This window comes from Hymenobacter setariae (genome assembly GCF_007713685.1).
GTDB lineage: Bacteria > Bacteroidota > Bacteroidia > Cytophagales > Hymenobacteraceae > Hymenobacter > Hymenobacter setariae.
Genome location: NZ_VMRJ01000005.1, coordinates 468,815 through 490,066 on the forward strand (window position 1 = coordinate 468,815; position 21,252 = coordinate 490,066).

Annotated in this window: 20 protein-coding genes and 1 tRNA gene; 11 read left to right on the plus strand and 10 right to left on the minus strand. The window is 55.1% G+C overall.

Annotation, left to right across the window (positions count from 1 at the left end):
* Genes mutL through FNT36_RS20535 form a run of 3 tightly spaced genes read left to right on the plus strand, consistent with a single transcriptional unit; the run spans position 1 to position 3,788 of the window.
* Complete coding sequence (mutL, locus tag FNT36_RS20525) at positions 1–2,010, plus strand: DNA mismatch repair endonuclease MutL (RefSeq protein WP_144851571.1); 2,010 nt, start codon at positions 1–3, stop codon at positions 2,008–2,010.
* Between the two features lie 59 nt (positions 2,011–2,069).
* Positions 2,070–2,873 carry a rhomboid family intramembrane serine protease gene (locus tag FNT36_RS20530; protein ID WP_144851573.1) on the plus strand — a complete coding sequence of 268 codons (804 nt, stop codon included), beginning with the start codon at positions 2,070–2,072 and terminating at the stop codon, positions 2,871–2,873.
* Between the two features lie 12 nt (positions 2,874–2,885).
* Positions 2,886–3,788, plus strand: a complete 903-nt coding sequence (locus FNT36_RS20535) for a rhomboid family intramembrane serine protease (protein WP_144851575.1) — start codon at positions 2,886–2,888, stop codon at positions 3,786–3,788.
* 147 nt (positions 3,789–3,935) lie between these two features.
* Here FNT36_RS20535 and FNT36_RS20540 read toward each other — a convergent pair whose 3' ends face one another.
* From FNT36_RS20540 to FNT36_RS20550, 3 genes are all read right to left on the minus strand, one after another.
* Positions 3,936–4,340: a carboxypeptidase-like regulatory domain-containing protein gene (locus FNT36_RS20540; RefSeq protein WP_233636107.1), complete on the minus strand. Its 405-nt coding sequence runs from the start codon at positions 4,338–4,340 to the stop codon at positions 3,936–3,938.
* Between the two features lie 246 nt (positions 4,341–4,586).
* Positions 4,587–7,202 (minus strand): ATP-dependent Clp protease ATP-binding subunit, encoded by a 2,616-nt coding sequence (locus FNT36_RS20545; RefSeq protein WP_144851579.1) that lies wholly within the window; start codon positions 7,200–7,202, stop codon positions 4,587–4,589.
* Positions 7,203–7,414: 212 nt separating this feature from the next.
* A complete protein-coding gene (locus tag FNT36_RS20550; RefSeq protein WP_144851713.1) occupies positions 7,415–8,053 on the minus strand; it encodes a WbqC family protein in 639 nt (212 codons plus the stop codon).
* Between the two features lie 122 nt (positions 8,054–8,175).
* Here FNT36_RS20550 and FNT36_RS20555 point away from each other — a divergent pair, with 122 nt between their 5' ends.
* Both FNT36_RS20555 and FNT36_RS20560 read left to right on the plus strand, forming a co-directional pair.
* Positions 8,176–9,048, plus strand: coding sequence for a hypothetical protein (locus tag FNT36_RS20555; protein ID WP_144851581.1), 873 nt, complete (start codon positions 8,176–8,178; stop codon positions 9,046–9,048).
* Positions 9,045–9,965, plus strand: a complete 921-nt coding sequence (locus FNT36_RS20560) for a lysophospholipid acyltransferase family protein (RefSeq protein ID WP_144851583.1) — start codon at positions 9,045–9,047, stop codon at positions 9,963–9,965. The genes FNT36_RS20555 and FNT36_RS20560 overlap by 4 nt, the downstream gene beginning before the upstream one ends.
* A gap of 81 nt (positions 9,966–10,046) precedes the next feature.
* On the opposite strand, the gene FNT36_RS20565 is transcribed toward FNT36_RS20560, so the two are convergent.
* Positions 10,047–10,679: an L-threonylcarbamoyladenylate synthase gene (locus FNT36_RS20565; protein WP_144851585.1), complete on the minus strand. Its 633-nt coding sequence runs from the start codon at positions 10,677–10,679 to the stop codon at positions 10,047–10,049.
* 173 nt (positions 10,680–10,852) lie between these two features.
* On the opposite strand from FNT36_RS20565, the gene mltG reads away from it, so the two are divergent.
* Entirely contained in the window at positions 10,853–11,956 is a 1,104-nt protein-coding gene (gene mltG, locus FNT36_RS20570) for an endolytic transglycosylase MltG (RefSeq protein ID WP_144851587.1), read from the plus strand.
* A gap of 178 nt (positions 11,957–12,134) precedes the next feature.
* Here mltG and FNT36_RS20575 read toward each other — a convergent pair whose 3' ends face one another.
* Together FNT36_RS20575 and FNT36_RS20580 are read right to left on the minus strand one after the other, a co-directional pair.
* Positions 12,135–12,941, minus strand: a complete 807-nt coding sequence (locus FNT36_RS20575) for a hypothetical protein (RefSeq protein WP_144851715.1) — start codon at positions 12,939–12,941, stop codon at positions 12,135–12,137.
* 373 nt (positions 12,942–13,314) lie between these two features.
* Positions 13,315–14,118: an SDR family oxidoreductase gene (locus tag FNT36_RS20580; RefSeq protein WP_144851589.1), complete on the minus strand. Its 804-nt coding sequence runs from the start codon at positions 14,116–14,118 to the stop codon at positions 13,315–13,317.
* A gap of 83 nt (positions 14,119–14,201) precedes the next feature.
* Here FNT36_RS20580 and FNT36_RS20585 point away from each other — a divergent pair, with 83 nt between their 5' ends.
* Complete coding sequence (locus FNT36_RS20585) at positions 14,202–14,612, plus strand: winged helix-turn-helix transcriptional regulator (RefSeq protein ID WP_144851591.1); 411 nt, start codon at positions 14,202–14,204, stop codon at positions 14,610–14,612.
* Positions 14,613–14,629: 17 nt separating this feature from the next.
* On the opposite strand, the gene FNT36_RS20590 is transcribed toward FNT36_RS20585, so the two are convergent.
* Positions 14,630–15,307, minus strand: coding sequence for an ABC transporter ATP-binding protein (locus FNT36_RS20590; protein ID WP_144851592.1), 678 nt, complete (start codon positions 15,305–15,307; stop codon positions 14,630–14,632).
* Between the two features lie 113 nt (positions 15,308–15,420).
* Between FNT36_RS20590 and sucC the strand changes: the two genes are divergently transcribed.
* On the plus strand, positions 15,421–16,614 hold the full coding sequence (sucC, locus tag FNT36_RS20595; protein ID WP_144851594.1) for an ADP-forming succinate--CoA ligase subunit beta: 1,194 nt from the start codon (positions 15,421–15,423) through the stop codon (positions 16,612–16,614).
* A gap of 96 nt (positions 16,615–16,710) precedes the next feature.
* Here the strand turns inward: sucC and FNT36_RS20600 are convergent, their stop codons facing one another.
* Positions 16,711–17,205 (minus strand): organic hydroperoxide resistance protein, encoded by a 495-nt coding sequence (locus FNT36_RS20600; RefSeq protein ID WP_144851596.1) that lies wholly within the window; start codon positions 17,203–17,205, stop codon positions 16,711–16,713.
* A gap of 141 nt (positions 17,206–17,346) precedes the next feature.
* On the opposite strand from FNT36_RS20600, the gene FNT36_RS25685 reads away from it, so the two are divergent.
* Positions 17,347–17,418, plus strand: a tRNA-Arg gene (locus FNT36_RS25685).
* Between the two features lie 379 nt (positions 17,419–17,797).
* Here the strand turns inward: FNT36_RS25685 and FNT36_RS20605 are convergent.
* A complete protein-coding gene (locus FNT36_RS20605; RefSeq protein ID WP_144851598.1) occupies positions 17,798–18,013 on the minus strand; it encodes a hypothetical protein in 216 nt (71 codons plus the stop codon).
* Positions 18,014–19,092: 1,079 nt separating this feature from the next.
* Positions 19,093–19,242, minus strand: a complete 150-nt coding sequence (locus FNT36_RS25690) for a hypothetical protein (protein WP_233636109.1) — start codon at positions 19,240–19,242, stop codon at positions 19,093–19,095.
* Positions 19,243–19,317: 75 nt separating this feature from the next.
* Between FNT36_RS25690 and FNT36_RS20615 the strand changes: the two genes are divergently transcribed.
* A complete protein-coding gene (locus tag FNT36_RS20615) occupies positions 19,318–19,956 on the plus strand; it encodes an outer membrane beta-barrel protein (protein WP_144851602.1) in 639 nt (212 codons plus the stop codon).
* A gap of 513 nt (positions 19,957–20,469) precedes the next feature.
* Positions 20,470–21,111 carry an outer membrane beta-barrel protein gene (locus tag FNT36_RS26020; protein WP_144851604.1) on the plus strand — a complete coding sequence of 214 codons (642 nt, stop codon included), beginning with the start codon at positions 20,470–20,472 and terminating at the stop codon, positions 21,109–21,111.
* The last annotated feature ends 141 nt before the right edge of the window (positions 21,112–21,252 follow it).

Genomic DNA, 21,252 nt, shown 5'->3' on the forward strand with positions numbered 1-21,252 from the left:
ATGCCCGATATTATTCAACTGCTGCCCGAGTACCTCGCCAATCAGATTGCGGCGGGCGAGGTGGTGCAGCGTCCGGCTTCCGTTGTAAAAGAGTTGTTGGAAAACGCCGTCGATGCGGGCGCTACCTCCGTGCAACTTATTGTGAAAGAAGCCGGTAAGCAGCTGGTGCAAATAGTGGACAACGGCTCGGGCATGTCGCCCACCGATGCCCGCATGAGCCTCGAGCGCCACGCCACCAGCAAGATTCGCTCGACCGAAGATTTATTTCGAATTCGCACCCTAGGGTTCCGCGGCGAGGCGCTGGCCAGCATCGCGGCCGTGGCGCAGGTCGAAATTCGTACCAAGCAGCGGGGGCAGGAAACCGGCACGCTACTGCTGGTCGAAGGCTCGCAGGTGAGCAGCCAGGCGCCCACCGCCTGCCCCGATGGCACTAGCATCGCGGTCAAAAATTTATTCTTCAACGTACCCGCTCGCCGCAACTTTCTCAAGAGCAATGCGGTGGAAATGAGGCACATCCTAGATGAGTTTCAGCACGTGGCCTTGGCCAACCCGCAGATTGCTTTCTCGCTCTATCAAAACGACCTAGAGGTATTTAGCCTGCCCGCCGGCAAGCTCAGCCAGCGCATTGTAGCCTTATTGGGTAATAATTATAAGGAGCAGTTAGCTGGTTGTGAAGAGGTTACGCCTTTTATTACGGTGAAAGGCTACATTGGCAAGCCCGAATCGGCGAAGAAAAGCCGGGGCGACCAGTTTTTCTTCGTCAACAACCGATTCATTCGTTCGGCCTACCTCAACCACGCCGTATTAGCCGCTTACGAGGGCTTGCTACCCAAAGACACGCACCCATTCTACGTGCTGTTTTTAGAGCTCGACCCTAAGACCATTGACATCAACGTACACCCTACAAAGACCGAAATCAAGTTTGAGGACGAGAAAACGGTGTATGCAGTGGTACGCGCTGCCGTGCGGCAGGCCCTTGGGCTACACAGCCTCACGCCCTCACTCGACTTTGAGGGCGATGTGAACTTTGCGCCCATCCGGCCGCTGCGCACCTCGGCGAGTGGGGCAGGGGGCGAACTGCCCGCGCCCACGCGCCACGTCGAGTTCAACCCCGATGCGCTAGCGTCTTCCGTCTCGGCTGCTGCCTTGCGCCAAGCTGGCAAAAGCCGCTCAGCCGATGCCTACGAGCGCCAGCCGCCATCCAAGCCCACCGAGCAGGCCAAGCGTGACCTAGAAGCCTTCTACCGCGAGCTAGGCCAGCCCGTGCGGCCCGAGGGCGAGCCAGCAGCAGTAACCCCACCAACCCCACCCGCCGCGGCACCCGCGCCCACGGAGGCAGCTCCGGCGCCGCTGCCCGAGCTGCCTTTCTTGCACCCTACGCCGCCCACGCCTACTCCGGCGCAGGCGCTCACGCAGGCCAGTGGCGGCTCGCACTCGCCGCGTGCCACGCAGGTGCTCACGCGCTACGTGCTGCTGCCCGTGAAGTCAGGCCTGATGCTCATCGACCAGGAGGCCGCTCGCGAGCGCATTCTTTACGAGCAGTACGCGGCCGGCCAAACGCGGGGCGCCGTGCACTCGCAGGCGTTGCTATTTCCGAGGCCGCTCACATTTTCGCCTTCCGACTTTGCTGTGTTGCAAGAACTCACGCAGCCATTGCACCTACTGGGCTTCCGCTTCGCCGAGTTTGGGCCGCTCACCATCGCGGTCGAGGCCGTGCCGGCCGACTTGCCTGCCCAGGGCGAGAAAGAACTACTGGAGAGCCTCATCGAGCAGTTTCGCAGCGGCAGCGCCCCCTTGCGCGTCGACCGCCGCGAGGCGCTAGCCCGCGCCCTGGCCCGGCGCGTGGCCCAGGCTACTAGCCAGCCCCGCCTGCCCGACGTCGAGCTGAGCGCGCTGGTCGATAAGCTCTTTGCTTGCCAAGTGCCCAACTACACCCCCGACGGCCGCCCTACCGTGGTGCTGCTCGATGGACAGCAATTAGCCGAGTTTTTTCGTAAGCCTGGCACGTAGCCGACCTTTGCGGCACGTTCTTTTTTCAATTCACTGGCTAGTAGCGCGGTGTTTCGCCTATGTTCAATTTTGATATCACGCCCGCTGTGCGCAATCTATTGCTGGCGAACTTGTTTTTCTTTTTAATTCAGCAGTATGCACCCGTATTGCCACTAACCCAGTGGGGTAGCTTATACCCACTGGGTTCTCCCTACTTCTATCCCTGGCAGTTTGTCACCTATATGTTCCTGCACGCAAACTGGGGGCATATCTTCGGCAACATGATTTGGCTCATCATTTATGGGCCGATGTTGGAGCATCGCTGGGGAGTGCAGCGTTTTATTGTCTTCTGGTTAATTTGCGGTGTTGGGGCTGGCGCTATCTACGAAGGGGTTAAGTTTTATGAAACCAACCAGATGGAGCAGGCGGCCGCAGCATTTCATCGCCAGCCTACTGGTGGCGACTTTGCCGAATTCTTTCGCACCAACTTTCCAGAAGCCAGAGGATATGAAACTTTAGCCAGAGGCTTGCAACAGCATCCGCAAGATGCCGAATACATCGATGCTGCCACGCAGGCAGTAGATGGTGTGGTGCAAGAGGTCAAAAACTCACCAATGGCTGGTATGCTGGGAGCCTCCGGCGCATTGTTTGGTGTAATGCTCGCCTTTGCCTATTTATTCCCCAACACAGAAATATATCGCTTCCCTTTACCGTTTCCCATCAAAGCCAAGTACCTCGTTGCATTTTCCATTGCCGTAGAGCTTTACACGGGAACCCACCGCACGCCCGGCGACAACGTAGCGCATTATGCCCATCTTGGGGGGGCTCTCGTTGGCTTTATTGTTATTAAGCTTTGGGAACGGGGACGCCAACAATTTTATTAAATCATCACTTTCATGAGCTTAACTCAGGATATCCGCGACGCCTTTTCGCGCCGCGATAATGCGCTCAACCAGCTCATTATCATCAATGGGCTGGTGTTCGCGGTGCTCATTATTCTGCGAGCAATTTTTTTTATTGCTCAGTCATCTAGCTACCAGCTCGTTATGCGTCAGCTGGAGCTGCCTTCCGACCTCTACTCGTTACTACGTCATCCTTGGACGCTGCTAACTTACGCCTTTGTACATGAGGGTTTCCTGCATATTCTATTCAATATGCTGAACCTGTACTGGTTTGGGCAGCTTATTCGGGAGTACCTAGGCGACCGGCGCTTGGTGAGTCTCTACATTTTGGGAGCGCTGGTAGGAGCAGTGTTTTTTCTGTTGGCCTATAATTTTATTCCGGCCTTGCAGCCATTTGTAGGCCAGCCCGTTATCGGTGCTTCTGCTTCCGTTACGGCCGTGATTGTGGCCGCCGCCACCTTGCTGCCCGATTTCACCTTTATGCTTTTCATTATCGGTGCAGTCAAAATCAAGTGGATAGCTGTAGCCGTTGTCCTTATTTCGATAGCTGGTATTAATGGTGGTAACCCTGGCGGCGAAATTACGCACCTAGGGGGAGCATTGCTCGGCTTTGTGTTCATTAAGCAACTCAAAGCTGGACGCGACATGGGAGCCCCCGTTATAGCTGTCGGCAATTGGTTTAGCCGCTTGTTTAGCCAAGGCCCCAGCATGCGTGTGACGCACCGGCAGCCGGTTACTACTGGCGCTCGCTCGGCTAGCGGTACCTCTAAAAGCAGCGGCGCTGCTGTAGCTGGCCAGGATGAAATAGACCTCATTCTGGATAAGATTTCGCACTCCGGCTACGAAAGCCTGTCAAAGGACGAAAAGCAAAAGCTGTTTCGCGCCAGCCAGCAGTAGCAAGCAATTTATAGGCACAGAAAAGGCCAGCCACGTTGATACGGGCTGGCCTTTTCTGTGCGCGCTCCTAGGTCAAGAAATCCTTGGTGAACTTGCCGAAGGTACCCGTGATTTGCTTATGCGTTGCCCTCAAACATTAATCTGTTGCTAGCGAAGAAGCTTAGTGTTGTCGTGCGGCACTACCAAGCGAAGCACGGCTGGTAGTGCACCTGGTACCAAGTTGGCGGATACCTCATCGTAGCCGGCATAGCTCGCCGTCACAGCCACTGGGCTTGTCGTGGCTGGTATTACCAAGCGGAAAAACCCGTCGGCATCAGTTACAGTGCGTAAGTTTTTGTTGCTGCCTACTTCCACTATTGCGCCTGGCAGTACGCCCGTAGTAGTCTCTACCCGTCCAAGCAGCACGATAGTCTTTACCCGAGCGGCAGGAGCGGTCGGAGTAGTGGAGACCGCCAGCGCCAGAAGAGGCTGTTTGCTCTGCTGGGCGTGAGCTTGGCTGGCAACTAGAATAGCTAATAAGAGCGATGCTAGTGGAAAGAAGAAACGAGGCACTGAGCTTATTGCTTTTGTAATTGACTAAGCCAAAATTGCACAGACACTATCAGCTTAGCATCTTTTTTCGCTGAAAGCACCTTTTATCTGGCTCAAGACTATCAAAGGCTTAATAAACGTTTAAGCATATCACTGAAGTTAACATAGCTACTCTTAAGCGATGGTCTAGGTGGGGCCTACCACCGTAACAAAAGTAAAAGGCCGGCTACCTCGCGGCAACCGGCCTTGCTTGCTATTCAAGCTTTACTACTTCACTTCACCAGACTCCGGCTCGGAGGGCGCCTCTTCGGGCCGCTCGTCGCTGGGCAGGTTGGGCTTTTCTTCGCTCTTGCTTACCACGAAGGTGAGTTCATCTTTACCGTCCTCGTGGTCGGCGGTGATGATGTCACCGTGTAATAGCTGCGCCTTCAGGATTTCCTCGGCAATCGGGTCTTCGATGTACTTCTGGATGGCCCGGTTCAGCGGACGAGCGCCGTATTTGGGGTCGTAACCTTTGTCGGCCACGAAGTCCTTGGCTTTCTCGGTCAACTCTACGCGGTAACCCAGCGTGAGTACGCGGCTGAGCAGCTTGCTGAGGCTGATGTCGATAATCTTGTGGATGTCTTTCTTCTCGAGCGAGTTGAAGACAATCACGTCATCCAAGCGGTTCAAGAACTCAGGCGAGAAGGTCTTACGCAGGGCATTGGTGATGGTGCCTTTCGTAATCTCGTCCATGTTCTCCTGCCGGGCCTTAGTGCCGAAGCCGATGCCAGCGCCGAAGTCTTGCAGGTCACGTGCCCCGATGTTCGAGGTCATGATGATGATGGTGTTGCGGAAGTCCACCTTACGACCTAGGCCGTCAGTCAGGATGCCGTCGTCCAGCACTTGCAGCAGCAAGTTGTACACGTCGGGGTGGGCCTTCTCAATCTCATCGAGCAGGATAACCGAGTACGGCTTGCGGCGGATTTTCTCCGTCAGCTGACCACCTTCTTCGTAACCCACGTAGCCGGGAGGCGCGCCAACCAGGCGCGATACGCTGAATTTCTCCATGTACTCCGACATGTCTACGCGAACGAGCGCGTCTTCCTTGTCGAAGAGGTAGGTAGCCAGCACCTTGGCAAGCTCCGTCTTACCTACGCCGGTCGGGCCTAGGAACACGAACGAACCGATAGGCTTCTTGGGGTCTTTCAAACCCACGCGGGTACGCTGGATGGCTTTCACCAACTGCTTGATAGCCTTGTCTTGGCCGATTACCTTGCCTTGCAGCTCTTCGCCCATGCGCAGCAGCTTGTCGCCTTCGTTCTGGGCTACGCGGTTCACGGGGATGCCGGTCATCATGGCGATTACCTCAGCCACGTTTTCCTCTTTCACCGTGTAGCGCTTCTTCTTGGTTTCATCTTCCCACGACTTCTTAGCCGTGTCGAGTTGCTCCAATAGCTTCTTCTCAGTGTCGCGGAGCTTGGCAGCTTCCTCGTACTTCTGCGATTTTACTACGCGGTTTTTCTCGCCTTTGATATTCTCAATCTGCTCTTCGAGCTTGAGGATATCCTCGGGTACCACGATGTTGTTGATGTGCACGCGGGCACCAGCTTCGTCAAGGATGTCGATGGCTTTGTCTGGCAGGAAGCGGTCGCTCATGTAGCGGTCGCTCAGCTTCACGCACTGCTCAATGGCCTTGTCGGTGTACACCACGTGGTGGTGGTCCTGGTACTTGTCCTTGATGTTGTGCAGAATCTCGATGGTTTCCTCAGGCGTGGTGGGGTCCACCATTACCATCTGGAAACGACGGGCCAAGGCGCCATCTTTCTCGATGTACTGACGGTATTCGTCCAGCGTGGTAGCGCCGATGCATTGAATCTCGCCGCGGGCCAAGGCTGGCTTGAACATGTTGGAGGCATCCAGCGAGCCCGAAGCACCGCCAGCGCCCACGATAGTATGCAGCTCGTCGATGAACAGAATCACGTCGGGCGACTTCTCCAACTCGTTCATCACGGCCTTCATGCGCTCCTCAAACTGGCCGCGGTACTTGGTACCAGCCACCAGCGAAGCCAAGTCTAGGGTCACTACGCGCTTGTTGAAGAGCACGCGGCTTACTTTCTTCTGGATGATGCGCAGTGCGAGGCCTTCGGCGATAGCCGTTTTACCTACGCCAGGCTCACCAATCAGAATCGGGTTATTCTTTTTGCGGCGGCTCAGTACCTGGGCCACACGCTCGATTTCTTTTTCGCGGCCCACGATGGGGTCGAGCTTGTCTTCTTCAGCCAGCTTGGTGAGGTCGCGGCCGAAGTTGTCGAGCACCGGAGTGCGCGATTTTTCGCCGGGCTTCTTAGCCGTGCCAGCGTTGCCAGCACCGCCCTGCCCACGGCCGGCACCTTGGCCTTGGCCAAAGAGGCGGTCGTCATCGTCGTCGGTATCCGGGCCAGCCTTGGGGCTGGTGTTCGGAGCCGCGCCGTGATAATCAAGTGAGTCGCGCACGGTTTCGTAGTTCACGTTGAATTTGGAAAGAATTTGAGAAGAAATGTTGTCCTCGTCGCGTAGAATCGAGAGGAGCAGGTGCTCGGTGCCAATGATTTCTGACTTGAAAATCTTGGCTTCGAGGTAGGTGATTTTCAGCACCTTCTCGGTCTGCTTCGTCAGCGGAATCGAGCCAGTGATGCTGGTGCCTTGGGTGGCCGTGTTGCGCGTGGCTTGCTCAAGAGCAAACTTCAGCTCGTCGGTGGCCACGCCCAGTTTTTTGAGCAGCCCTAGGGCAGTGCCTTCGCCTTCACGAATCATACCCAGCAGCAAGTGCTCGGTACCGATATAGTCGTGCCCCAGGCGGATGGCCTCTTCCCGGCTGAGGGAGATAACCTCCTTGACGCGGTTTGAAAATTTAGCTTCCATGCAAGCGAGATGATAGTATAAGCCGTATGTCTAACTTCTACCAGTATGCAGGCAAATAGTTACGTAATACAGATACGGATTACTGCGATTGATAACTGGAAAACAAGCTGCTTGAGCCGAAGGTTCGGAAAGTGCTGGCTGGGTGAAAAAGTAGCTAAGCAGCTAAGGCAAAAGCAATATGGCGCTTATTTCCTTACCAACCTAATTTCTACTTAACCCAACCACCGGCCCGCCGCCGGCCCCTGCATGAATAATAAATCCAGCACGCTGAGTCCTGGTACAAACCCGGGGCCAAACACCTGCGGGTAGGGTAGCTGCGACGTACTGTCAGGTTCTCCCGACCTAGGGGCAATTTTGGGTGTCAGTACGTCGCGTCGGTCGATAAATAATGAGGTAGGAGAGGAGGAGCCGGCCGGCGCCAGATACTCCGTCGTGAACTCAACCGGCAAGGGCCAGCGCAGGCAGCGCAGCAGCAGGTGCAGCATGGCGAGGTTCAGGTCCCAAAGCCTAACATATTTTTGAGCATAAATATCCTGCAAATAATCGGCGTAGTAGCCAAAATAAGGCGAGGCATTGTAGGCAGTTTGTAGGGTGCGGAAGTGTCGGTGCGGCCAGTTTTGGCGATAATCAATTTCTATTTCGCTGGTACGAATTTTCTCGGAGCGGTTGCCATCGAGCACCGGCACCGTGAGAGGCTGCGCGCCCTGTGCCGTGAGCACGAGGCAGCGGTTGCGATACGTTTGCTTATGATAATGCTCGTGGGCGTCGAGCAGTAGCGAATCGGCAGCTAGTAACTGCTGAAAAAACGGAATGCTGGGCAGGTAGTGCAGCTCAGAAAGAACAATGGACATGGCCGCAAGGTACCGTAGCACGGACTTTGCCAAGTAATAATGCCGCCTTTCGGTGCGCGAGCAAGCACCTCCAAACCGGCACGGACTGAATGTCCGCGCTACAGCCGCCTTATTTTTGCCTTATGCGCTTTTTGCTTTTCCCCCTGGCTCTCGCCACCGCGCCGCTGGCTGCCCAGGCAGGCCCGCCCCAACTACTGCTCGAAGTAGCGCGTTTCCGCAACCTCGACCATGTGCAGAAAGGCGGTGAAATTGAGATTTCGGTGACGGTGCCCACGCAGCCGCTCACGTACCGGCAGCGGGCACCTAAGTCGTTCCAATCGTCGGCGGTGGTCGATTTAGATATTGTGAAAGCCGATGGCACCTCGGCCTGGCACGAAACCGTGACGCTGAAGCCGCCCGTGCTCAACGACACCACGATTAGCATCAAAAACCCGCTTAGCTTTTTGAAGCGCGTGACCGTGCCCGATGGCACTTACACCCTGCGGGGCCGCGTGCGCGACCAGTACAAAGCCTCTAATGGCGAGACCACCGTGGAGCAGCCGCTAGTAGTAGCCGCTCCTAAAGGGCCGGCCTTCAGCGATATCGTGTTTTTATCTAAGCCCGCTGCCAAAGCTGCCGGCGAAAGCGTATTTAACCGGGGTGGCTATTTGCTGACGCGGGCGCCGGGCGGGTTCTACGGCCGCGGCACCGAGGCCGTATTCTTCTACACCGAGCTAAACCAACTGCCAGCCGGCAGGCCGGTGCTATTAAAGTATCACCTAGCCTCGCCTGACGGCACGGCTACCGATGGGGAGGCACCCGCCATTACGCCGGCTGCTGGCCGCCCGACCCCGATAGAGAGTCAGTTGCCAATGGGTTACCTGCCTGAAGGGCCGTTTACACTTACTATCGAAGCCCTTGATGCGGCTACTAAAAAGGTGCTAGCCACCCAAAGCCGTAGTGGACAACGCAGCCTCAAAGACTACGCGCCCGCCGGGGCCGCCCTGCCCCGATGAGCACGCCGGCCCGGCCCTACGCCTGGTATTTCTATCCCCTCAATTGGTTGCTGCTGGCGCTGGCGCACCTGCCCCTAGATGTGCTATATGTATTGGCAAGGGCTATATACCTGCTGCTGGCCTACGTGGTGCGCTACCGCTGGCGGGTGGTACTCGACAACCTGCGCCACGCTTTCCCAGAGAAAACAGAGGTGGACATTCGGCAAATTGGCCGGCAGTTCTACTGGCATTTTGCACAGGTGCTGGTCGAGATTTTAAAGCTCGCTGCTATCTCGCCCGCCGAGCTACACCGCCGGGTGCGCTTCACCAACCCCGAGCTGATGACGGGCCCCTTCGCCCAAAACCGCTTTGTCCTCTCGCTAGGCTCGCACCTAGGCAACTGGGAATGGATACTCTCGGGCGCAGCACTAGAGTTCGGCGGCCGCTCGGGCGGTGTGTATAAACCCTTGAATAATAAATTTTTCGAGCATTTTATGCGCCGCCTGCGCACGCGCCTAGGGGCCGATGCGGTGCCTATGCTCGGCACGCTACGCTACCTGGTGCAGCACCGCCAGCAGGGCCGCACGCTCAGCCTGCTCACCGACCAGGCTGCTGGCCCTGAGGACCGCCCTTACTGGACTGACTTTATGCACCGCGAGGCGGGTTTTTACACCAGCGCCGAGCGCTTGGCGCAGCAGTTCAACTGCGCCGTGCTCTACGTGGGTATCCGGCGGGCGAAACGCGGCTACTACGATATAACCTTTACAAAATTGCCTGATGGCCAGGCGGCGGCTGCCGCCAGTGCTTCAGATGAAGCCCAGCGCTACCCTATTACGGAGGCCTTTGTGCGGTGTCTAGAGGCCGACATCCGCACCACGCCCGAGCAGTACCTCTGGACGCACCGCCGCTGGAAGCATAGGCGCCCCACAAATGAATAAGCGAAGGGCGACTAAGTAACGGTTATTAGCCGTCACTTAGTCGCCCTTCGCTTAGGTACTTAGCTTATGAGGCGTAGGCCCTTACAGGTACTGCTCAATATCACCTAGGCCTTGGCGCACAAGGTCAAAGTCATCATTGGTACAATCGACGATGGTACTCGGGATATTACCGCCGAAGCCGCCGTCGATAACTAGGTCAACGAGCGAGCGGTATTTTTCAAAAATCAGGTCGGGGTCGGTCACGTACTCTTCCAGCGTCTCTTCGCTCTCGCGTACCGAGGTGCTCACGATGGGTGTCCCAAACTCCTTGACAATCTGGCGGACAATCTGGTTGTCGGGTACCCGGATGCCGACTGTCTTGCGCTTCACGCCGCCGTAGCGGGGGGCGTTGGGGCTAGCTTCAAAGATGAAGGTGAAAGGACCAGGAAGCGCCTTCTTGAGTACTTTGAAGGTGGGCGTAGTGATACCGTGGGCATAGTCGCTGATGTGCGACAAGTCGTGGCAGATAAAGCTTAGGTCGGCTTTCTCGGGTTTGATGCCTTTAATGCGGCAAAGTTTTTCGACTGCTTTGGTATTATTAATGTCGCAGCCTATGCCATAAACCGTATCGGTCGGATAAATAATAAGCCCGCCTTTGCGCAGCACTTCTACTACTTGCAGAATGCGGTTTTGGGGTGGGTTTTCGGGGTGAATGCGAAGCAGGGTAGCAGCCATATCGGGGGGGAAGGAAACAAAAAAACGGGCCGGAAGCCAGGTACGACTCCTTACGGCAAGCAAGGTACTACGGATTTTTAAAGCGAAAAATTGCCCCTAGGTGACGCGAAAGCTGTAATCGAGGCCAAAGATTGGCGCGGTGCGTAATTTTGAAGCTCACTTTCTGCGTTTTCATGCTTCCTCCTGCCAAAAAGTCCGGCGTCGAATACCGGGCGGATGCCATTCGCCGGCGCAACCGGTTCGCCACCGTCAGCGTGATAATCGGGCTGATTCTGGTATGCTTCTCTTATTACTTTTTTCAGATATTCTACACTACCAACGTTGACACGCAGGAGCAGCGAGCCTACGTGTACATCCGCCGAGGCGACGACTGGCAAAAAGCCCTGCGGGCCGTTGAGAACGTGAAGGTGGCCAATACTAGTGTCATCATCGACCAGCTCTCGCTGCACTTTGTAGGTAAGCTTATGGGCTACAACAAGCCCGGCGCTGTGAAACCTGGCCGCTACGAGCTGAAAAGCGGTATGACCAACCGGCAAGTAATTAACTTGCTGAAGTCGGGCCGTCAGTCGCCGCTCATGCTCACGTTTACCAACGTGCGCCTGCGCCGCGAGCTAGCGGCCAAGCTATCAAAGCAAATTGACGCCAGCCCTAAGGAGATAGATTCGTTGCTGAGTAGCTCTAGCTATACACGCAGCCTAGGGTTCGATACCACCACGGTGCTCTCGATGTTCATCCCGAACACTTATCAGCTCTACTGGAATACCTCGGCCGAGAACCTCATGCAGCGCATGAAGAAGGAGTACGAGAAGTTCTGGACGCCCGAGCGCGATGCGGCCCGCGAGAAGCTAGGCCTTACCCGCGTGCAGGTGAGCACCCTAGCCAGCATCGTGGAAGCCGAGCAGCAGCAGCACGCCGACGAGCGCCCCCGCATCGCAGCGGTTTACCTCAACAGACTCAAGCGCGGCATGAAGCTGCAAGCTGACCCCACCGTAGTCTTCGCCAACGGCGACTTTGGTATCAAGCGCGTACTCAACGTGCATCTGCAAAAAGACTCGCCCTACAACACGTACCGCGTGGCGGGTCTGCCGCCCGGCCCCATCGACCTGCCCAGCATCAGCAGCATCGACGCTGTGCTGCACCCCGAGGATAACAACTACTTGTACTTCTGCGCCAAGGAGGACTTCTCGGGCTATCACGCCTTCGCCACCACCAAAGAAGAACACCTAGTAAACGCGCGGCGCTACCAGGCGGCCCTCACGCGGGCTGGCATTCAGTAAACACACATAAGCTCCCCATAGCTGTCATGCTGATGAAGGAAGCATCTTATCATATAATGCTCTAACTTGATAAGATGCTTCCTTCGTCAGCATAACAGCTATGGGGCAGGTAGCAGGTAAACATAAAAAAGGCCCGTCGCAATTGCGACGGGCCTTTTTTATGTTTCTAAAAGCTGACCTAGGCAGCTACAGCCGAGGTGCCTTCGCGGTCCTCAATAGCTTTGCGCAGCTTGGCGATAGCTTGAGTAGCACGCTCCTCATCGAGGCGGTTGATGTTCAGCAACATCTTCGTCTTCTCCTGACGCGTGATGAGCGGATGATTTAGCAGGCGGATAATCTCTTCTTTCTGCGAAGCCGTAGCGTACTGCACGGGGGCAGCAGCTTCAGCGGCAGGAACCTCAGCCGGGGTAGGGGGTGTGTTGGTCACAGCGCGCATCACGGGGGCGGGCTCAGCTACTACTGCTGCGGGGGCAGTGGCAGGCGTGGGCACGTTGCCGGTGTACTCCATTTCTTCAGCAGGCGTAGGCTCGTAGCCAGCAGCGCGGATAATCCAAGCTAGGATGTTGCGATATGCTTTGCCGATAGCGCGGGTCTGCGCCATGCTAGCGATAGCAAACTCTTGGTAAAACTTCTTACCGCTCTCCTTATTGGAGCAAATAGCGAAGCCAGCGCCTACGGTGTGCTGCGAGCGCATGTCAAACAGCGTCACCTTGGCTTGATATTTCAGTTCTTGGTCGGTGCTCACGTTGATGACGTGCTCCACGATGGGCACAATGCCCAAGCGCGAGCCAGCGTACTGCCAGCCTTCGACGTTCACAAACTCTTTGCCTTGCACCTGGGTGCTGAGCTTATTCTCTTTGATGAACTTGGCGAGGTCCTTTGCGAGGTCCAACGTCTCGTCCGATTTAGCAATATCATAGCTTTCCACCCGCGCCGCCTTTTTGGTAGCCGTGGTGTCTTTCGGGGTTTTGGGAGCCTCGTTCATAACGGTAGTTTCGGTGGTTGCAGGTTGCTTGCTCATATACGACTACTTAACCCTTTGGGTCTGGAAAAGGTGCCGAGAATGGCCTCGTTTTTTAGTAAAATTTATTGTTATTAATCAGCATGTTACGGGAGTGTGAAAAATAAATTTTGCTTCTCCTGTTAGCTATACAAATATATGCTAAAAAATTTGGTATTTACAACTGACCTGACGCTAATTTTAGATATTGCTCGGCTGGGCTGAATGTGGGCTACTTACTATCTTCTTGCCTTAGGACCACATACCTGACTAAAAAAGGACGAGCCTTCGGCGCATTGCCGAAGGCTCGTCCTAAAAAACCACAAGTGGCTCGCTGCTAAGGCGGTTTGCTACTTTCTTATGCGCCAGCAATCATTTGGTGAATGCCCTTCCTGAAAGCTTCATCACCTACAGCTAGGCGCTGGGCATACAGGGCTTTCGCATCCTCCCCGCATACGTAGCGCAGGGTATCGGTGCCATCGGTGGCGGCCCCATACACGACTTCCGCAATTTGTTCAGAAGTAGAAACCGGACTTGCGGGATTGTTAATTGCCGCAAAGAATTTGCCCGCCAATGCCTCGTACTCCGGGTGCGTAGTGATGACCGATTTTTCGCCTATTTCGGTAGCAACTAAGCCCGGCTCGATGTTTTTGATGCTAATTCCAAATTGGCTCAGCTCAAACGACAAACTTTCGCTCCAGCCCTCGATCGCCCACTTACTGGCATCATACATCGAGCTCACTGGAAAAGCCATCAATCCGGCCGAGGAGCTAGTTGTAATAAACAGACCCGCCCTGCGAGCCCGGAAAGCCGGAATAAAGGCTTGGGTAACCCGCACCACGCCCAGAAAATTGGTTTCCATCTGGTGCACTAGTTGCTCATCAGTGGTAGCTTCCAAAGCTCCTAGCAGAGTGTAGCCAGCGTTGTTGAAAACCACATCAACCGGCCCTAGAGCTAACGCTTTTTGCGTCGCATCCTTAATCTGCTCTACGTTGGTTACATCCAAAGGCAGCAGCGTGACGTTGGCCAGCTGCTTGAGTTCGGTTTCGTTTTCGGGCTTGCGCATGGTGGCAATTACTTGCCAGCCTTTGGCTGCGAATAGCTTAGCCGTTGCCTTGCCGATGCCCGATGAGGCACCGGTAATAAAGATGGTCTTGTTCATTTTGCCGTTGTTGAGTATGAGGCAAAATTCTTGGGTAGCTACTTTACATTTGCTATTCGTTACCCTTAGGAAAGTGACTATTTATGGCGGCTGTTGAAACGATATCACTGGCGACCTGTGAACAAGACCCAGCACTTTACAACGAGCGAATGCGGGCCATGAAAGACGCCATCGAGCTGCTGAGCGGCAAATGGAAGTTTTGCATCCTGCTCAACTTGTACAACTATGGCACTATGCGGTTCAAAGACTTACAGGAAACCTCGACGGGCATTACGCCCAAGGTGCTATCTAAGGAATTGCAGGAGCTAGAAGAGAATCTGCTGATTACCCGCACGGTAAATAACACGAAGCCCGTGACGGTGTCATATGCCCTGACCCCGCACGCCATCGAAACCCAGCCTGTCATCAACGCCCTGGTGGAGTTCGGCCTAAAGCACCGTACCAAGATTAAAGGCAACTACTTGGCGCAGCCCCCTGTCGGTACGCCCGCCTAGGTCGCCCAAGCGGGCTGCTACGCAATGCGGTTAGCCCGCGCCTCTTCCAGAATGTGGCCGTCGCGCATGATAATAGTGCGGTCAGCCATCTGAGCCAGTGTATCGTTGTGGGTTACAATCACGAACGTCTGGCCAAACTCCTTGCGTAGCCAGAAGAATAGCTCGTGCAGCTCTTGAGCGTTGCGCGAGTCGAGGTTGCCGCTAGGCTCGTCGGCAAAGATGATTTCGGGCGAGTTGATGAGTGCGCGGGCCACCGACACACGTTGCTGCTCGCCGCCACTCATCTCGCTGGGCTTGTGGTCTACGCGGTGGTCGAGGTTGAGCAAACCTAGGAGTTCCCGGGCGCGCACACGCACTTCCTTCTCCGAGCGGTCGGCTAGGAAGGCGGGCAAGCACACGTTTTCGAGGGCCGTAAACTCAGGCAGCAGATTATGAAACTGGAACACAAACCCGATGTGCCGATTGCGAAACTTGGCCAGCGCATTGCGCCCTAGGCTGCTCACCGACTCGCCATCGAACATGACCTCGCCCGAGTCGGGGTTGTCGAGCGTGCCCATGATTTGCAGGAGCGTGCTTTTGCCCGCGCCGCTCGAGCCCACGATGCTCACTATCTCCGACCGCTCGATGGTGAGGTCGATGCCTTTGAGCACTTCCAGCGAGTTGTAGCTTTTTCGAATATTGATAGCCTGGAGCAAGGTAGGGATAGAAATTAAGCTTGAAACTAAGCAAAGCTACGCCGAAAGCAGACGGGGGTTAGCCCCCGGGCACTACCTTCGCGCCTAAGTTTAGTACCCCACCTCCCTCTCAGATGAATATTCACGAGTATCAAGGCAAGGAAATCCTGAAGAAATACGGCGTGCGCGTCCAGGAAGGCATCACTGCCGACACGGCCGAAGAAGCCGTAGAAGCCGCCAAAAAGCTCACCGAGCAAACCGGCACTAGCTGGTACGTTATCAAGGCCCAGATTCACGCGGGTGGCCGGGGCAAAGGCGGCGGGGTGAAGCTCGCCAAAAACCTGGAGCAGGTGAAAGACATTGCTGGCCAGATTATCGGCATGCAGCTCGTGACCAAGCAAACTGGCGCCGAAGGCCGCAAGGTGCATAAGGTGCTGGTAGCCCAAGACGTGTATTACCCCGGCGAAAGCCCCACGCAAGAATTCTACATGAGTGTGCTGCTCGACCGCACCTCGGGTAAAAACGTTATCATCTACACCACCGAGGGTGGTATGGACATCGAGGAAGTAGCTGAGGCACATCCTGACAAAATCCTGAAAGAGTTTGTGGACCCCGCCGTGGGTTTGCAAGGCTTCCAGGCCCGCAAAATCGCCTTCGGCCTAGGTCTGTCGGGCGAGGCGTTTAAGGAAATGGTGAAGTTCGTAACGGCCCTGTATAAGGCCTACGACGAAACCGACTCGGCCATGTTCGAGATTAACCCCGTGCTGAAAACGTCGGACAACAAAATCCTGGCCGTTGACGCCAAGGTGACCCTGGACGACAACGCCCTGTACCGTCACAAGGACTTCGTAGCCCTGCGTGACCTCAACGAAGAAGACCCGCTGGAAGTAGAAGCTTCGGAGTCGAACCTGAACTATGTAAAGCTCGACGGCAACGTGGGCTGCATGGTAAACGGTGCCGGCCTAGCTATGGCTACCATGGACATCATCAAGCTTTCGGGCGGCGAGCCTGCCAACTTCCTCGACGTAGGGGGTGGAGCCAACGCCCAGACCGTAGAAGCTGGCTTCCGCATCATCCTGAAGGACCCGAATGTGAAGGCCATCCTTATCAACATCTTCGGCGGCATCGTGCGTTGCGACCGCGTAGCCAATGGTGTAGTAGAGGCCTACAAGAAAATCGGTGATATCCGCGTGCCCATCATCGTGCGCCTGCAAGGCACCAACGCTGAAGAAGGCGCCCGCATCATTGACGAGAGCGGCCTGCAAGTAAAATCGGCTACCCTGCTGAAAGACGCTGCCGAGCGCGTGAAAGAAGTACTGGCCGCCTAGGTTAACCTAGAAGCCAAAAAAGAAAGCCCGTCTGATGATTCAGGCGGGCTTTCTTTTTATCATTGCCTCACGTGTTAAAAGAGGCTTGTAAAGTACCTAGGCCGATACAGCGTCGCCTTTTTCGGCTACGCCAGCATTTTCTTCGGGAGCTACCGGAATAGCCTCGCCCTGTACTTTTAGCTCTACTTCCATGTTGCCACGGGTGCCAACTGAGTACGGGCAAATCTTATGGGCCTGGCGCACCATGTCAATGGTTTTTTCGCGGTCGAAAGCCTTCAGGTCCACGTCCAGAATGGCCGACAGGCCATAGCCTTCACCTTCTTGGAACAGCGATACCGAGCATTTTACTTCAGTCTGGGGGTCGAGCTTGTCGCCGGCGCGCTGCGCAATCACGAGCAGCGCCTGCTGGAAGCACGATGAGTAGCCAGCGGCAAATAACTCTTCGGGGTTAGTAGCGCCTTTTTTGCCACCTAGGCCTTCGGGCACCGACATATCAAGGTCGATGATACCCGTGGCCGAGCGCACGTGGCCGCTGCGGCCGCCAATGGCCGTAGCGTCGGCCGTGTAAAGTGTTTTCTTAGTAGATTCCATGAGGTAAAAGAAGAATACGGTGTATGCAGGGCTAAACTGACTTTTGACGTTCAGGGTTATCCCGTCGGCATGGTCTAACGAATAAAATAAGCCCTGGTTTGGCGACCCCGGCTTTTCGTGCTACTTTTGCAGTCCTAACCCGGTCGCGTCGTACAACGGATAGTATGAGAGTTTCCGAAGCTCTTGATTTAGGTTCGATTCCTAACGCGACCACTAAAAAGGTCTCTGCGATATAGTAGAGACCTTTTTTATTGCTAAGTTTAGCAATATATGTGGCGGTTTTTATCGAACCTGCCCCGCCGCCCGGTTTTCTTCGCGCTCCCTGAGGCGCTGCTCCAGTGCAGCGGTGTCGTCCTGGTCCCAGCCGACATACTGCCGGCCAGGCAGTTTCCGAATGGCATCACGGGTTTCGCGCAGCAGTTGCACCAGTTCTTAATTGTCGGCCTGGACGGTCGCTGGTGTTGACGGGGTAGGGGAGCCGCCAAAGGTGCCGCCTCTACTCCTGTGAGTACCCCGATAGCCACCAGCTTTTGTAAGGCCAGTCCTTTGAGTGTATTCAGCTGAGCGGCAATTTGGACCGCATTGTAGCTGGTTACCGACAGCGCCAGCAGCCCGAAGCCTGCCCTTCGGCACCTAGGGCGTTGACTACCACGCCGATTTTCGTGATGGCCTCGGCCGGGCTCACATTGGCGGTCTCCTTGAATAGCTTCTGTAAGCCACCCAGGCTCTTGGTCACTTCCTCAATTCCGCCCGTAAACTCATTCACCAGGGCCACTACGGCTTGTTCCACCGAATCGGTGGACTCCACCACCTAGTCTTTGGCAATGGCCATACCCTTCAGATTTGGTTCTTAGCGCGGCTGAGCCTCTTCATGTCATGGATGCGGCCGACCTGCTCGACTCGCTCGGCGTAATCGCTCAACTCCTTGTCAATAATGCGTCGAAATTCGGCTTGATAGTCTGCCATGTCCCTAATTAGGTAGAATCTGCATCCTAGGGATAGAACGAAATGTGGGGAGTCAATGCAACGATGACAACTTCGCTTGACTCTATCCGCCGTTCATCTTCTTTTCACGTGACCTTATGTTTTCCCGTACTCTAGTTACCGCTGGCTTACTGGTGGGCCTCCTCTCTTTAACTAGCCACGCCCAAACTGCTCCACGTTTTTATGTAGGCGCGGGAGCTAATCTGTTTACCAATGTGCCGTCCCTTTCTAGAGGAGGGCCTGCTCCTGGGCTATATGGTCCAGCACTCACGGCTGGTCTACAATTGAATTCTCACCTAGCTCTACAAACAGGGGTCGCTTATTTTTGGCAGCATACATCTCGCTACGAGAGTATTTATGACCCCAAGTTGGTAGTCCCAGCAGTTCAGAGATATGATTACCGCGCTAAGTTTTTGTCTATCCCTGTTCTACTACGGTATACCTTCGCGCCTGACGCTGAGCGCTTCCATGTAGATGCACTAGCTGGTGTGACGCTCACACGCGCCAATTACCGCAATAGCGCTTCCAGTACTTCTGTCGCCTCCCCCTATTCCTACGAATTCGACGACTCTATTATTAGAGCGAGTGTGACGCTAGGGCCTGCCGCACGGTATACGCTAGCTCCCAACGTGGAACTGACTTCAAACGCTTTAGTGAGTGCCATAGTAAGCGACTCGTACTACCGCTTCAGCGACCACCTCTTTTTTAATGTGCTGGTCGGCGCGCAGTATTCATTTGGGCGGCGCTAAAGGGGGTTCTCTCATCAAGGCAGCCATTTAAGTGGCATAAAGCAGCTTCCAGTACCAGCAGGTACACCCACTAAGGCGTACCTGCTGGTGCGTTTGTAGCTACTGTGCCCAGCACCGGCCGCCACTGAGCCGCCGCGGGTGCTAGCCCCTTGGCTTAGATGGTGGCGGCCAGTAGCTGCACCACCCGCTCGGCGTAGTCACCCAACTCTTCGTCGAAGATGCGCCGAAGTTCTGCTTTATAGTCTGCTATGCGCCCAAATAGGCAGAATCTGTATCCTAGGGGTAGGACGAAAAAGGTAGCCAATTATGGGACTTGCGTGCTCTTAGCGCATGAAGGCCAAATTAACTTTACGGCTTCTTCACTTATCCTTTTTTCTTAATGCGTAAAATTTTACTTTTCTCGGGTTTAGCTAGTTTACCGCTATTAGGCGCCGCCCAATCCACTACCAGTCGTTTGTATGTAGGTGCGGGGGCTACAGTATTAACTGGCAAGCCCTTTCATACTGATTCACGTAGTGAAGCAGGTCCAGCACTCACGGTGGGTATGCAATTCACGCCGCGTGTAGCCTTACAACTAAGCGGCACCTATACATGGCGCAATAGCAGTGATTCATATCCTGTTTATTATCTGGGCGGCACTACTCCGGATGCGACCTTTGCTTATGAAACGCGCAGCAAACTATTCACATTTCCCTTGCTACTGCGCGCTACCCTTACGGACCCTGCCAAGCCCCTGCACGTGGACGTTCTTGGTGGTCTCATGTGGCTGCATAGCACCGCACACGCAAGCTCTTCCCTAACCTACCAAGGGCGAATTGTTGATGGCGACTCCTATAACGCCTCGGATAATTCTTTCTCGTTTGTTCTGGGCCCAGCCTTGCGTTACAGACTGGTACCCCGCGTGGAGCTAGTGCTTAACACGCTGGTAAACGTTGGCTTGAATGGTAATTATAATAGCTTTGACGACCGACTGTTCTCTAACGTATTAGTCGGCGTGCACTACAACTTTGGGGAATAGTCGCTTTACGCGCGCTGACTAAGTAGACGACGTATATAAGGCGCACTACTAGAAACGATTTCCCAACTGACTGCGCCAAGTACTGCCACGAGCAGGTACACCCACCAGGGCGTACCTGCTCGTTTGCTTACAGCCATCGCGCTCGGCCCGACCGCCACTGAGCCGCCGCGGGCGCTCACCTTGCGGGCATCGGTGGACGTGCCGCCTCCATGGCTACCGGCGCGGCCGTTTGGTTGATAGCTACGCCACTGGCCTTCACCACCTATGCGTGCAGCGAATCGTGCAGGGCTTGGCTTGGATGGCAATAGCCAGCAGCTGCACCGCCCGCTCGGCGTAGTCGCCTAGCTCTTCGTTGATGGTGCGCCGAAACGCGGCTCGATAGTCTGCTATGCTCCTAAATTGGCAGAATTGGCACCCTAGGGGTATGAGAAAAGATGTATCGTAGATGCAACGTCTTACCTTGGCAAGGTATCTACGCTACGCAACTGTTTTCATCCTTTTTTCTGCCCTACAATGTTTCTTTACAAACTCCTCTCGGCAAGCCTATTGGCTGGAATTTTGCCGTTGGTAAGCGCTGCTCAAACTACCCCTGATTCTCCCCGCTATTATGTGGGAGTGGGCGGTTCGATGTTGAATAGTTTTGGTTCGGGTAGCTCCCGCATATTTGGCCCTTCGCTAACAGCAGGCTTACAGTTGAAGCCTCGGCTGGCCGTGCAGGTAGGCACAACGGTGACGTGGCGCAATTACTCATCCAGCTTCATTACTACTGATGCGCAGCAGCGACAAACTGTCTACACCAATACGTCCCACTCAAATTTCATTACCGTTCCAGCCCTGCTACGTTATACGCTCACCCCAGCAGCGGCAGCCAAGCGTTTGCAAGTTGACGCGCTCGTAGGGATTTCTCTGCTCATTAACACGAGTCGTAGCACTAGCAGGACCTTGTACCCTGATCAGACGCAATACGAGAGCTCGAACCGTTACTCAAATCTGCGTAGCAGCTTGGTACTAGGGCCAGCGCTACGTTACAGCCTCACACCTCAGGTAGCACTCACGGCAGAAGTCCCCATAAACCTGGAAGTAAGCTCCGCCTATGGCTTAAGAAATAGCTTATTCTACAATCTACAGGTTGGGGCGCGCTACAATTTTGGGTAGGTTAGCTAAGCGTGCGTGTTCGCTAGGACAACCACTTGGAAGGTAGTACGTGGTGGCTAATCCATTCCCAGTCGACCGCCCCGAGCATCGCTACCAGCAGGTACACACTGGTGGGCGTACCTGCTGGTGCGTTTGTAGCTA